Consider the following 11,971-nt stretch of genomic DNA (forward strand, 5'->3'; position numbering starts at 1 on the left):
AACTTGCGAGCGATCGAATATGTTTCGCTCGCACCGAGATAAAAACTAAAGCCGGTTCGAAAGGACCGGCTTTCTGTTAGTGGGTAATGGAGGCCGTCGAGCAGGGATCGACGCCGTAGGCCGGCGAGCAACCGCCCTTCACCGCTGCGACGGAGCCCGGCGCAATGAAGGAGCCTGCGAGGATGACCAGTGCCGCACACGCAAAAAGAAGCGCGATTGACTTACCCATTAGAAATAGCCTTTCACAGTGATTGCCGCACGCCTGCGAGGCGCTTGAGTCTGTCTGAAGACGCGCGGGGGTGTTTAGTCAGTGGAATAGCAAATAGCAATAAATGTTCCTGCTAAATTTGGTGTTAACTCCACTAAATTTCCTATGCGTCTTTTATGCAACGTAACCCACTATGAAACGCGCCATAACACGCTGGGCTTGCGCCAGATTTGCATCTCACGAAAAGAAAAACGCCGCCCGTGAAACTTCACGAGCGGCGCTTGAACTGTCGACTATCTATTATCAGGCAGCCTTGCCGGAGCCGGTGTACTGGCCGTGCGGGCGGTACTGCACAAGGTAGGATTCGAGCACCGAAGTCGCCATCGTCGGCGTTATGCCGAGGCCCTTGAGCGTGCGGCCTTCAGCTTCGGCTTCCTTCGAAACGACATTGTCATGCTTCAGCAGCTTAACCTGATCCGGTGTGATCGGCGGTGTGATGAACGGCACCAGCGAAGCTATGCTGCCGATCAGCGATGCGATGCCGAAGGGAAGGGAAATGAGCGGGTTCTTGCGAGCCGTGACCTTCAGCATGGTCTCAAGACATTCACGGAAGCTCAGGACTTCAGGGCCGCCGAGCTCATAGATCTTTCCACCTTCGATCTTGCCGTCGACGGCGCGGGCAACGGCCTCGGCGACATCTTCGACGTAAACCGGCTGGAACTTCGTCTTGCCGCCGCCGACGAGCGGCAACACCGGGAACATGCGCGCCATGTTGGCGAACTTGTTGAAGAAGCTGTCTTCCGGGCCGAAGACGATAGACGGACGGAAGATCACTGCGTCCGTCTTAATAGACAGGATGGCTGCTTCCGCGCGGCCCTTGGTGCGGCCGTAACTGGACTGCGAGCCGGAGTTTGCGCCAATAGCCGAGAGGTGAGTGAGCGTCGCACCGGCATTGCGGGCGGCTTCAGCCACCGCACGGCCGCCAAATTCCTGCACGGCATCGAACGTGTTGCGGCCGCTCTCGAAGAGGATGCCGACGCAATTGATCACGTGGTCGGCACCTTCGACGGCGCGGTCGATCGAATTGCGGTAGCGCAGGTTGGCCTGAACGAAGGAGATCTGGCCGACATTGCCGAGCGGCTGCAGGAAGCCCGCGAGATCGGGGCGGCGAACGGCGACACGGATACGGTAGCCGCGCTTGGCCAGCACACGCACGACGTGTCTGCCGATGAAGCCGGACCCTCCGAACACGGTGACGAGCGGCGGCAGGTTGGCAAGGGTCATGGCAGGCTCCTCGAAAGGCTTTGGAATGCTGTGGTGGATTTCGTCTTAGCCGAATCCCGGCGCGACGAAAAGGGCCATCGCGCCGTAGTTCTTACCCGTTCGAAACTGGTTCAGATGCCTTCGACGACGACCATTTCGGCATCGGCCACCTCATGGCGGATTTTTGCGGCGATCTGGTATTCCGGCGAATTATAGCAGTCGACGGCATGCTGCATCGAGGGAAATTCGATGACGACGTTACGGGCGCGCGCCTTGCCTTCAAGCTCGGTGATTGCGCCGCCGCGGGCGAGAAAGTTCGCACCGTATTTTTCAAAGGCTGGCTTTGCAGCCGCGACATAATCCTTGTAGCGCTCGAGGTCGCGCACATCGACGCGGGCGATCCAGTATCCCTTGGCCATTGTTGTCCCTTTCAGCACATGTGTCAGCGGTTTGCCGGCCAGAGCGCGGCGACCATTTCATTGAGGATTGCACGCGCTGCTTCCCGCGGCTCTGGTGCCTTGACGATCGGGCGGGCGACGACGAGATGGGTGGACCCGGCCTTCAGTGCATCCTTAGGCGTCATGACCCGCTTCTGGTCGCCCTTTTCGGCGCCCGTCGGGCGGATGCCGGGTGTAACGATCGCCATATCAGGCCCGACGATCTCGCTAACAGCCGCGGATTCCTCGGCGGAGCAGACGATGCCGCCCATACCGGCAGCGCGCGCCTGTTCGGCGCGGCGCGCGACCAGTGCCTGCGGATCATATTGATAACCGGCCTCGACGAGGTCCTCGGCATCCATCGAGGTCAGCACGGTCACGCCCAGCAGGCAGAGGCCGGAGCCTTTCGCCGCCTCGACCGCGGCCCTCATCGCTTTCGGATAGGCATGCAGCGTCAGCATCGACATGCCCATCTTGGCGATGTTTTCGACGCCGGATGCGACCGTGTTGTCGATGTCGAGCAGTTTCATGTCCAGGAAGATCTTCTTGCCGCTGGCGGCAAGGTCGCGGGCAAATTCCAGCCCGCCGGCAAAGACGAGCTGGTAGCCGATCTTGTAGAAGAGAATGTCGTCGCCGAGCGTGGAAACCAATCTTTCCGCTTCGCCAATCGTTGGAACATCCAGCCCCACGATCAACCGCTCGCGTGCGTCCATCTCAATTCATCCCCGCCAGTCTTCGATGGGTGTCCAGTCGCATGATAAGCGGCGATCTGCAAGGCCGAAAGCATAGAGATTGCCACCGCCGCCCGGCTGATCTCCGTCGCGCGCTATCGGCGTGCCCATCAGATGGCACTTGAGCAGCGTTCCGACGCCGCCATGGCCAACGAAGGCAATCGGTGCATTTTGATCATGCGAAGAGAGGATCGCTTCGACCGCCGAGACGATGCGGGCTTGCGCATCGACAGCTCGTTCCCAGCCCCTGAAGCTCTCCTGCGGATGGGCGAAGAACCAGTTGGCAGCCTCTTCGAACTTGTCCGGCGGCAGGAAGCCGGTAGCAGTACGATCATTCTCGTGCATGCCATGCACGATCTCGATTTTCGCACCCGAAGCTTCGGCAAGGATTTCCGCAGTCTCGATCGCTTTCGTCTCGTCGCTGGAGACGATGCGGGTCAGCCGATTCGCCCAGTCGCTCGACGCAGCCTTGCGGGCACGTTCGGCACCGATGTCGGAAAGACCCCATTTGGGAACGGGAACCTGGGGGGCGATCTTGACCTGCGGGTGAGTGATATAAAGTCCAAACATTTATCCGCGCCGATAGATCCAGAGTTGGGCTGGAGGAATATTGCGCACGATGAAATCAAAATGATGAATGCTGTAGCGATCGGGATTGGCGACGATTGGCGACACCGCACCATAGGAGATCTGCACGAATGGCCGGCCCGCCGGCATGCGGTCGAGCAGGTTTTCGAGAAGCGAGATGCGCGCCTGCATCGGGAAGTTCAGGAGCGGTATGCATGAGATGGCGCAATCGAACCTCTGATCCCGAAGTGAGCCGAGCGTCCTGTCGAGATCGAAAGCATCGCCGTTGATGAAGGTCACGCCTGGATAGAGGCGAAGGAGATGCTGGTAAAAGTCTGTCGAATATTCGATGGCGACGAGCTTTTCCGGTTTCACGCCATGGGCAAGGATCGCCTTGGTGATGGCTCCGGTGCCAGGGCCGAGCTCGAGGACAGGCAGGTCCGAATGCGGATCTGCGACACTTGCCATCTTGCGGGCGGTGATCGAGGAGGTTGGAATGATGGAGCCGACAGTCTTCGGCCCCTGCATCATGCCCTTGAAGAAGCGGATCTCCTCGTCAAACTTCTTGCCGAGCCGTTCCTTGAGCCGCAATGCCATACAATCCTCCCGTACCTGCCGTTCAACTTTCCCTTAATTGCAGGAGGGTGATGCAAAAACAAGAGGCCATGTCGCGATCAGAAAAGTTTCGACAATAAATGCGACGCGCGCTTAGACGCGCATCGGCATCAACACGTAGAGGGCGTCGTCACCGGCGGTGTCGCGCACGAGTGTCGGTGAACCGGCGTCCGCCAGCAGGAAGATCGCTTCGTCGCCGGAAAGCTGCGCGGTGATATCGAGCAGATACTTGGCGTTGAAGCCGATTTCCATCGGATCCGTATCGTAGCCGACGGCGACTTCTTCCGTAGCGCTGCCGGAATCCGGGTTGTTGACGGTGAGCAGCAGCTGACCATCGGAGAGCGCGAGCTTCACGGCGCGGCCGCGCTCGGAGGAAATCGTCGAGACGCGGTCAACGGCCTGGGCGAAGCTCGTGCAGTCGACGCGCATTTCCTTGTCGTTGTTGGTCGGAATGACGCGCTGATAGTCCGGGAAGGTGCCGTCGATCAGCTTCGAGGTCATGACGATGGAGCCGATGGTGATGCGGATCTTGGCGTCGGAGACTTCGACGGTGACGATCGCATCCGGCACATCGACGAGCTTCTGCAATTCTCCGACCGTCTTGCGCGGAATGATGATACCCGGCATGCCTTCCGAGCCGGAAGGCGCATCCACATCGGCGCGGGCCAGACGGTGGCCGTCGGTCGCGACGGCGCGCAGCTTCAGGTCGCCATCGCTTTCGATCGTGTGGAAGAAGATGCCGTTCAGATAATAGCGGGTTTCTTCGGTGGAGATCGCAAACTGTGTCCGGTCGATCAGCATCTTCAGGTCGCTTGCCTTCAGCTTGAAGGAATGCGTGAAGGTACCGGCCGTCAGGTCAGGGAAATCGGATTCCGGCAGGCACTGCAGCGAGAACTTCGAGCGGCCCGACTGAACGTTCATCGAGCCCCCGTCCTGCGTGGTCGCGAGCAGGACTTCCGCGCCATCGGGAAGCTTGCGCACGATATCGTAAAGGAGATGGGCGGGAACGGTGGTGGCACCCGCCTGCTCGACATTGGCAGGCGTCGCTTCGGTAATTTCGAGATCGAGGTCGGTCGCCTTCATGTCGAGGCTCTGGCCGTCCGCCTTCAAAAGCACGTTGGACAGGATCGGGATCGTGTTGCGGCGTTCGACCACGCGATGCACGTGGTTCAGCGACTTCAAAAGGTTTGACCGCTCAATAGTAATACGCATGGGATGCTACCGCTTTCGACCTTTATTGTCCGGGCGCCTGCAAGCGCCGCGTCACTGCTTTCCCCTTTGGGAGAGGGGAGTGGACGGGCAAAATGGCAGAACTTTGCTGGCGATTGCAAGAGGTATGGCTGTCCACAGGCCTGCAAATGCCGTTTTGCAGTGCAATGCTCACAGAAATTGCGCCCCTTGTCGAAGTGACACCGCTCGCCCATAAAGGGCAGAGCCCGGCGGGACGAAAGTGAGTGACATGACGGAAGAGACGACAGCGGAAACCGGCGCCCGGCGCGGCTTTCGCCTGCACAATATTGCGGTGCCGGCGCGCCCGCTCGAATCGGCTCTCTATCTCGTCGCCACACCGATCGGCAATCTCGGTGACATCACGCTGCGGGCGCTGGAAACGCTCGCCGGTGCCGATGTCCTGGCCTGCGAAGATACCCGCGTTACCCGCGTTTTGCTTGATCGTTACGGCATCCAGAACCGCCCCTTCGCCTATCATGAGCACAATGCCGATGAGGCCGGGCCGCGATTGCTGCAGGCGCTCGAAGCCGGCAAGTCGGTGGCGCTTGTCTCCGATGCCGGCACGCCGCTCGTTTCCGACCCCGGCTATCGGCTGGCGCAGCAGGCGATCGAGATGGGCTACCGCGTTATCCCCATTCCCGGTGCTTCGGCGCCGCTTGCCGCCCTCGTCGGTTCAGGCCTGCCGAACGATGCCTTTCTCTTTGCCGGCTTCCTGCCGACCAAGGACAAGGCGCGCCGCGATCGGCTCGCGGAATTTTTAGCCGCACCAGCCACGTTGATTTTCTTTGAATCACCCCATCGCATTGGCGCGACGCTGCTGGCCGCTGCCGATGTGCTCGGCGCCGAACGCGAGGCGTCGGTCTGCCGCGAACTGACGAAGACCTATGAGGAATTCCGCCGTGGCACGCTTGCCGAGCTCGCAGCCCACTATGAAGAACATGACAATGTGAAGGGCGAGATCGTGCTGGTGATCGGCCCGCCGAAAAAGCGGGCCGCTACCGAAGCCGACGTTGACGCGGTTCTCGCCGATCTCTCAAAAGACCTGCCGACTGCGAAGGCCGCAACCGAGGCTGCTCGCTTGACTGGTCTGCCGCGCAAGGTGCTCTACCAGAAGCTCCTCGACATGAAGGCGGAAAATGGCTGACGGCGAGGCGACGCTCCGCAGAAGAAAGGCGCTGCGCCGCGGCTGGACGGCGGAATATATTGCCGCCATTTTCCTGATGCTGAAAGGCTACCGTATTCTCGCCCTGCGGCACCGGACAAAGCTCGGCGAGATCGATATTATCGCCCGCAAGGGGGATCTGGCCGTCTTTGTCGAGGTCAAGGCGCGCGTCGACGAAATGGGCGCGGTGGATGCCGTCACCTATGGCTCACAAAAGCGTATCCGGGCCGCAAGTGATCTCTGGCTTGCCCGTCAGCGGGACTATGCCCAGCTCTCACAGCGCTATGATATCGTTGCGATATTGCCGGGGAAGCTGCCCCGTCATTTCCCGGACGCTTTCTAGGGAGGCGCTAAATTCCGCAGGCGCCTAAAACTGGCGAACAAGCTTTCGTTAAAGTTTTAGCGTCTGCTTGAACGGGCTTTTATGACTCTTTTGCTATCCACAGCGCAGCTAGGGGTAGCAACTGGGGGTAATTCATGGCCTGGAAGATGATGCTTGCAACAGCCGCAGCGACGGCTGCGCGGTCGGTGCCTTATGCCGCGTTGAAGCCATCAGGCAAATCTTTCGTCGCGCAGGCAAGCGACCGGATGGTGCTGAAGCCGACGCCGATCAATCCGGATTGGATCATCAGCGGCAATCCGCAGGCGCGCACGGCGGAACACTCCCGCGGCCATGACGAGGCCTCGCTAACGGCGATCTGGGATTGCACATCAGGTGAATTCCGCTGGCGTTTCGGATGGGACGAGACGGTGATGATCCTCGAAGGCGAGGTGCACGTCACCACCGAAGACGGCCTAGAGCGTACACTGCAGGCGGGCGATGTCGCTTTCTTCGCCGGCGGCACCTGGGCGAACTGGCGGGTCGACAATTACGTCCGTAAGGTCGCCTTCCTGCGTAAGCCTTTCCCAAAGCCGCTCGCCATCGCCTACCGCCTGCGCAACCTCTTGCGCAACAGCGGCGGTACCGGCATCGCCGCCTGACAATAGCGCCCGCGGAAACATCCGAAGCCATTGATTGCCGTTGCGTTTGATGCCTGACCGACCTACATCTGGGCGGCATCAGCTCAAGGGACGGAAATGGCCAAGATTAAGAACGTAGCGGTCCAGATGGACCATGTCTCCGGCATCAATATCGCAGGTGATTCCACTTTCGCCATGAGCCTCGAAGCGCAGGCGCGTGGCTACAATCTCTTCCACTACACACCCGAACGCCTGAGCTTCCGCGACGGCAAGCTCTATGCTTCCGTCGAGCCGATGGTGCTGCGCGACGTCAAGGGTGACTACTATGAGCTCGGTGCGCCCGAACGCGTCGACCTCTCGACCATGGATGTCGTTCTGCTGCGCCAGGACCCGCCCTTCGACATGGCCTACATCACCGCGACGCATCTGCTCGAACGAATCCATCCGAAGACGCTCGTCGTCAACGATCCGGCCTGGGTGCGCAACTCGCCGGAAAAGATCTTCGTCACCGAATTTTCCGACCTGATGCCGAAGACACTGATCACCAAGGATCCGGGCGAGATCCGCCGCTTCCGCGACGAGATGGGCGACATCATCCTGAAGCCGCTCTACGGCAATGGTGGCGCCGGCGTCTTCCATTCCACCAGGGATGACCGCAACCTGTCCTCACTGCTTGAAATGTTCGGCCAGCTCTTCCGCGAGCCTTTCATCGCCCAGCAATACCTGCCTGACGTGCGCAAGGGCGACAAGCGCATCATCCTCGTCGACGGCGAATTTGCCGGCGCCATCAATCGCGTCCCCGCCGAGCATGACAGCCGCTCCAATATGCATGTCGGCGGTCGCGCCGAGCCGACCGAACTGACGGCGCGCGAAAAGGAAATCTGCGAGCGCATCGGCCCCGCTTTGCGCGAACGCGGCTTCCTGCTCGTCGGCATCGACGTGATCGGCGACTACATGACCGAAATCAACGTGACCTCGCCGACCGGCATCCGCGAGGTGAAGAAGTTCGGCGGCGCCGATATCGCAAGCCTGTTATGGGATGCCATCGAGCGCAAGCGCAGCTAGGGTAATTTTAGCAAAACCGTGCAGCGGTTATGCGCCCGGAGTTGTGTAGAAACAATGAGATAGAGAATTTCCGCGATTCGATGAAAACGGAAATGCGCTAAGTGTTCCGCCTTTGATCGCCTTCGTTCCGGCTTTACAACCGATCGCAATCTGATTGCAGCGGGTAGCTGAATTCGTTCGCTTATCGTTCTTGTTTTATTCCAAATTCCATGCCAGATTGTGACCGCCTTCATAGGTGGGGTGTAGAGGTTTCGGGGCAGGGCATGGTCGCACGCGTCAGCACGGTTGCGTTTCAGGGCATTGAAGGTGTGCCGGTCGAGGTCCAGGTCATGGTCGCTCCCGGCAAGATGGGAATCCAGATTGTCGGCCTGCCGGACAAGGCGGTTGCGGAAAGCCGCGAGCGGGTGCAGGCGGCCTTGCATGCCTCCGGCCTGGCGCTGCCGGCAAAACGCGTGACGGTCAATCTTGCGCCAGCCGATCTTCCCAAAGAGGGCAGCCATTTCGATTTGCCCATCGCTCTCGGCCTGATGGCCGCACTCGGTGCCATTCCGGCGGACGCTTTGTCCGACTATGTCGTTGTCGGTGAACTCAACCTCGACGGCACGATTGCCGCGATCGCCGGTGCGCTGCCGGCTGCAATCGGCGCCAATGCGACCGGAAAGGGCCTGATCTGCCCGGCTGAAAGCGGCTCGGAGGCCGCGTGGGCGGGTTCCGGGGTCGACATTCTGGCGCCGCGCAGCCTGATCGCACTCGCCAATCATTTCCGCGGCACGCAGATACTCTCACGCCCGGAGCCATCCATTCGCCCGAATGCAGCCAACCTTCCCGATCTCGCCGAGATCAAGGGGCAGGAAAGTGCCAAGCGGGCGCTGGAAGTGGCGGCCGCCGGCGGCCACAATCTGCTGATGGTCGGACCACCCGGCTCCGGCAAGTCGATGCTGGCGTCGAGGCTGCCCTCCATCCTGCCGCCGCTTTCGGCTGCGGAATTGCTGGAGGTCTCGATGATCCATTCCATCGCCGGCCAGCTTTCCGGCGGCAAGCTCTCGGACCGCAGGCCGTTTCGCACGCCGCACCATTCGGCGACCATGGCAGCCCTCATCGGCGGCGGCTTGCGCGCCCGGCCGGGCGAGGCTTCGCTTGCCCATCACGGCGTGCTTTTCCTCGATGAGTTTCCGGAATTTACGCCGCAGGCGCTCGATGCCCTGCGTCAGCCTCTGGAAAGCGGTGAATGCGTCATCGCACGCGCCAATCACCGGGTCTCCTATCCGGCGCGGATCCAGCTCATCGCAGCCATGAATCCTTGCCGTTGCGGCATGGCGGGCGAGCCCGGCCACACCTGTGCCCGAGGGCCGCGCTGCATGACGGATTATCAGGCCCGCATTTCCGGCCCGCTGATGGACCGCATCGATATCCGCATCGACGTACCGGCCGTTTCCGCCGCCGACCTCATCCGGCCGGCGGTGGCTGAAGCGAGTGCCGATGTCGCTCGGCGCGTTGCCCGCGCCCGTGACATCCAACGCGAACGCTATGCCGCTGCAGGTGCTACCGGTATTTCCACCAATGCCGGATGCTCCACCTCGATGATCGAGAAGTTCGCCGAGCCGGATGCGGCGGGATTGCAGTTGCTGCGCGATGCCGCCGACAAGATGAAGTTTTCGGCACGCGGCTATCACCGGGTGTTGAAGGTCGCCCGCACGCTTGCCGATCTCGACGGTGAGGAAACCGTGGGTCGGATCCATCTTGCGGAAGCGATCTCTTACCGCGTCGCCGGCGCGCGGCTGACAGCGGCGGCGTGAGGTTGGGTGATTAGTGAACGGTGATTAGTGAGTAGCGGCTCACAATCGGTGATTGGCCGGCCAAAGTGATTTGCGGCAGGCACTGAAGGCAGCCTCATTCATACTCACTACTCACGAATTCCCATCTCAGCTTCCCAACCCTTCAAACAACGCCGTCGAAAGATACCGCTCGGCAAAGGATGGGATGATGACGACGATGTTCTTGCCGGCATTTTCTGGACGGCGACCGACCTCGATTGCGGCCGTGAGCGCCGCACCTGAGGAAATACCGACGGGCACGCCTTCGAGCCTGGCGACGAGCCGCGCCAGCTGGAAGGCCTCGTCATTGCTGACCGTCACGACCTCGTCGTAGATGCTGGTATCGAGGATCTTCGGCGCGAAGCCGGCGCCGATACCCTGGATCTTGTGCGGGCCGGGCGTACCGCCTGACAGTACCGGTGAATCGCTGGGCTCGACCGCGACGACCCGGATATCCGGCTTGTGGCTCTTCAGCACTTGGCCGACGCCGGTGATCGTGCCGCCGGTGCCGATGCCGGCAACGAAGATATCGACCGTGCCATCGGTGTCGTTCCAGATTTCCTCGGCTGTCGTCTTACGGTGGATTTCCGGGTTGGCCGGGTTCTCGAACTGCTGCGGGATGACGGCATCGGGCAGCGAAGCGGCGAGTTCTTCGGCCTTGGCGATCGCCCCCTTCATGCCCTTCGGCCCCTCTGTCAGCACCAGCTCGGCACCGAGCAGCGCCAGCATCTTGCGGCGCTCGACAGACATCGTCTCCGGCATGGTGAGGATCAGCCGGTATCCCTTGGCAGCGGCGGCGAAGGCAAGCGCAATACCGGTATTGCCCGAGGTCGGTTCGATCAGCACGGTCTTGCCGGGCGAGATCTTGCCCTGCGTTTCCAGGCTCTCGATCATCGCGACGCCGATGCGGTCCTTCACCGAGGCGATCGGATTGAAGAACTCCAGCTTGGCGAGGATATTGGCAACCACGCCCTTTTCCTTGGCGAGCTTGTCGAGGCGAACGAGCGGCGTGTCGCCGATTGTATCGGTGATGGAGGAATAGATGCGGCCGCGGCCCGGTTTGTGCGACATGGGTGCTCTCCCTTTGAAATCCATTCTGAAATCTGCGGAGAGAATAGGGTCAAACTGGTGATGAGACCAGAGCGGCTTCATCCGTCGCTCGCTTAAGCCGGAGAAAAAATCCTTTGAAAACCGTCCGTTGCCGAATGTTTATTTCAGGCTGCACGAGTGGCGATGAAGGCTGCCGTGCCCGCCAGGATGCTGGCGGCGACGCGGTTCAGCGCCTGCAGTGCGCGTGGCCGCTTCAGCATCGTGCGGGCGCGCGATGCCAGCATCATGTAGGGAATGAGCACGATCATCAGCACTACGAAGGTGACGGCGAGCAGCATGAGATAGTCGCGCATGCCGATGCCGCCGAGATCGATCAGCGTCGGCACCAGCGCCACGTAGAACAGCATGGTCTTTGGATTGCCGAGCGTCACCAGCAGGCCGGATAGGAACGACATGCCGGCACTGCTGGATTTCTTCGCGGCGATATCCTGCGGCAGCAAGCCGGCGGTCCAAAGCTTCCAGGCGATATAGCCAAGATAGAGCGCGCCGGCGATTTTGATGACCAGGAAGATCTCCGTGAACGTCTGTGCCACGAAGGCGAGTCCAAGGATAACGGCGGTCAGGTAGCTCATGTCACCGAGCACGAGACCGAGGCCCATGAAGAAAGTCTCGCGGAAATTCGAGCCGAGCGCACGTGCGACGATCGCCGTGATCCCAGGGCCGGGAATGGCGGCGGCGATGAACAAGGCGCCGGCATACGCGATCAGGACGGTAAGACTCATCTTCAATCCACTGGCTTAAGGTAGTCTCTCTATAAGCGCGCGAAGGCGGCTCCATCAATCGCCTGACGCTGATCTGTCCATCACCAT

At 60.8% G+C, this 11,971-nt stretch carries 14 protein-coding genes; 5 read left to right on the forward strand and 9 right to left on the reverse strand.

Features of this window, described 5'->3' with window-relative positions; genetic code table 11:
- Positions 1-76 precede the first annotated feature (76 nt).
- The 7 genes from ACK9YZ_RS22395 to dnaN all read right to left on the reverse strand — a co-directional run bounded on the left by ACK9YZ_RS22395 (position 77) and on the right by dnaN (position 5,033).
- Positions 77-229: a hypothetical protein gene (locus ACK9YZ_RS22395; protein WP_165911864.1), complete on the reverse strand. Its 153-nt coding sequence runs from the start codon at positions 227-229 to the stop codon at positions 77-79.
- Between the two features lie 282 nt (positions 230-511).
- Positions 512-1,492, reverse strand: a complete 981-nt coding sequence (locus ACK9YZ_RS22400) for a complex I NDUFA9 subunit family protein (RefSeq protein WP_216756769.1) — start codon at positions 1,490-1,492, stop codon at positions 512-514.
- Positions 1,493-1,602: 110 nt separating this feature from the next.
- On the reverse strand, positions 1,603-1,890 hold the full coding sequence (locus ACK9YZ_RS22405) for a DUF1330 domain-containing protein (RefSeq protein ID WP_113307715.1): 288 nt from the start codon (positions 1,888-1,890) through the stop codon (positions 1,603-1,605).
- 23 nt (positions 1,891-1,913) lie between these two features.
- Positions 1,914-2,621 carry an orotidine-5'-phosphate decarboxylase gene (gene pyrF / locus ACK9YZ_RS22410; RefSeq protein ID WP_416065220.1) on the reverse strand — a complete coding sequence of 236 codons (708 nt, stop codon included), beginning with the start codon at positions 2,619-2,621 and terminating at the stop codon, positions 1,914-1,916.
- 6 nt (positions 2,622-2,627) lie between these two features.
- Positions 2,628-3,209 carry a histidine phosphatase family protein gene (locus tag ACK9YZ_RS22415; protein WP_416065221.1) on the reverse strand — a complete coding sequence of 194 codons (582 nt, stop codon included), beginning with the start codon at positions 3,207-3,209 and terminating at the stop codon, positions 2,628-2,630.
- Positions 3,210-3,803, reverse strand: coding sequence for a phospholipid N-methyltransferase PmtA (gene pmtA, locus ACK9YZ_RS22420; RefSeq protein WP_183727802.1), 594 nt, complete (start codon positions 3,801-3,803; stop codon positions 3,210-3,212). It abuts the gene before it with no gap.
- 111 nt (positions 3,804-3,914) lie between these two features.
- Entirely contained in the window at positions 3,915-5,033 is a 1,119-nt protein-coding gene (dnaN, locus tag ACK9YZ_RS22425) for a DNA polymerase III subunit beta (RefSeq protein WP_416065222.1), read from the reverse strand.
- A gap of 247 nt (positions 5,034-5,280) precedes the next feature.
- On the opposite strand from dnaN, the gene rsmI reads away from it, so the two are divergent.
- The 5 genes from rsmI to ACK9YZ_RS22450 all read left to right on the forward strand — a co-directional run bounded on the left by rsmI (position 5,281) and on the right by ACK9YZ_RS22450 (position 10,034).
- Complete coding sequence (rsmI, locus tag ACK9YZ_RS22430) at positions 5,281-6,195, forward strand: 16S rRNA (cytidine(1402)-2'-O)-methyltransferase (protein ID WP_416066791.1); 915 nt, start codon at positions 5,281-5,283, stop codon at positions 6,193-6,195.
- Positions 6,188-6,556: a YraN family protein gene (locus ACK9YZ_RS22435; protein ID WP_416065223.1), complete on the forward strand. Its 369-nt coding sequence runs from the start codon at positions 6,188-6,190 to the stop codon at positions 6,554-6,556. Before rsmI ends, ACK9YZ_RS22435 begins: the two co-directional genes overlap by 8 nt.
- A gap of 134 nt (positions 6,557-6,690) precedes the next feature.
- Positions 6,691-7,194: a cupin domain-containing protein gene (locus ACK9YZ_RS22440; RefSeq protein WP_183727810.1), complete on the forward strand. Its 504-nt coding sequence runs from the start codon at positions 6,691-6,693 to the stop codon at positions 7,192-7,194.
- Positions 7,195-7,290: 96 nt separating this feature from the next.
- Positions 7,291-8,238 carry a glutathione synthase gene (gene gshB, locus ACK9YZ_RS22445; protein WP_416065224.1) on the forward strand — a complete coding sequence of 316 codons (948 nt, stop codon included), beginning with the start codon at positions 7,291-7,293 and terminating at the stop codon, positions 8,236-8,238.
- Between the two features lie 263 nt (positions 8,239-8,501).
- Complete coding sequence (locus ACK9YZ_RS22450; RefSeq protein WP_216756776.1) at positions 8,502-10,034, forward strand: YifB family Mg chelatase-like AAA ATPase; 1,533 nt, start codon at positions 8,502-8,504, stop codon at positions 10,032-10,034.
- Positions 10,035-10,160: 126 nt separating this feature from the next.
- On the opposite strand, the gene cysK is transcribed toward ACK9YZ_RS22450, so the two are convergent.
- Both cysK and ACK9YZ_RS22460 read right to left on the reverse strand, forming a co-directional pair.
- On the reverse strand, positions 10,161-11,123 hold the full coding sequence (gene cysK, locus ACK9YZ_RS22455; protein WP_216756777.1) for a cysteine synthase A: 963 nt from the start codon (positions 11,121-11,123) through the stop codon (positions 10,161-10,163).
- 143 nt (positions 11,124-11,266) lie between these two features.
- Positions 11,267-11,884: a LysE family translocator gene (locus ACK9YZ_RS22460; RefSeq protein ID WP_416065225.1), complete on the reverse strand. Its 618-nt coding sequence runs from the start codon at positions 11,882-11,884 to the stop codon at positions 11,267-11,269.
- Positions 11,885-11,971: the final 87 nt, after the last annotated feature.

The sequence above is a fragment of the Rhizobium sp. ZK1 genome (genome assembly GCF_047782645.1).
Classification (GTDB): domain Bacteria; phylum Pseudomonadota; class Alphaproteobacteria; order Rhizobiales; family Rhizobiaceae; genus Rhizobium.

Coding starts and splice junctions, on each gene's coding strand:
- ACK9YZ_RS22395 (WP_165911864.1), bottom strand. CDS start 229: ATGGGTAAGTCAATCGCGCTTCTTTTTGCGTGTGCGGCACTGGTCATC.
- ACK9YZ_RS22400 (WP_216756769.1), bottom strand. CDS start 1,492: ATGACCCTTGCCAACCTGCCGCCGCTCGTCACCGTGTTCGGAGGGTCC.
- ACK9YZ_RS22405 (WP_113307715.1), bottom strand. CDS start 1,890: ATGGCCAAGGGATACTGGATCGCCCGCGTCGATGTGCGCGACCTCGAG.
- pyrF (WP_416065220.1), bottom strand. CDS start 2,621: ATGGACGCACGCGAGCGGTTGATCGTGGGGCTGGATGTTCCAACGATT.
- ACK9YZ_RS22415 (WP_416065221.1), bottom strand. CDS start 3,209: ATGTTTGGACTTTATATCACTCACCCGCAGGTCAAGATCGCCCCCCAG.
- pmtA (WP_183727802.1), bottom strand. CDS start 3,803: ATGGCATTGCGGCTCAAGGAACGGCTCGGCAAGAAGTTTGACGAGGAG.
- dnaN (WP_416065222.1), bottom strand. CDS start 5,033: ATGCGTATTACTATTGAGCGGTCAAACCTTTTGAAGTCGCTGAACCAC.
- rsmI (WP_416066791.1), top strand. CDS start 5,281: ATGACGGAAGAGACGACAGCGGAAACCGGCGCCCGGCGCGGCTTTCGC.
- ACK9YZ_RS22435 (WP_416065223.1), top strand. CDS start 6,188: ATGGCTGACGGCGAGGCGACGCTCCGCAGAAGAAAGGCGCTGCGCCGC.
- ACK9YZ_RS22440 (WP_183727810.1), top strand. CDS start 6,691: ATGGCCTGGAAGATGATGCTTGCAACAGCCGCAGCGACGGCTGCGCGG.
- gshB (WP_416065224.1), top strand. CDS start 7,291: ATGGCCAAGATTAAGAACGTAGCGGTCCAGATGGACCATGTCTCCGGC.
- ACK9YZ_RS22450 (WP_216756776.1), top strand. CDS start 8,502: ATGGTCGCACGCGTCAGCACGGTTGCGTTTCAGGGCATTGAAGGTGTG.
- cysK (WP_216756777.1), bottom strand. CDS start 11,123: ATGTCGCACAAACCGGGCCGCGGCCGCATCTATTCCTCCATCACCGAT.
- ACK9YZ_RS22460 (WP_416065225.1), bottom strand. CDS start 11,884: ATGAGTCTTACCGTCCTGATCGCGTATGCCGGCGCCTTGTTCATCGCC.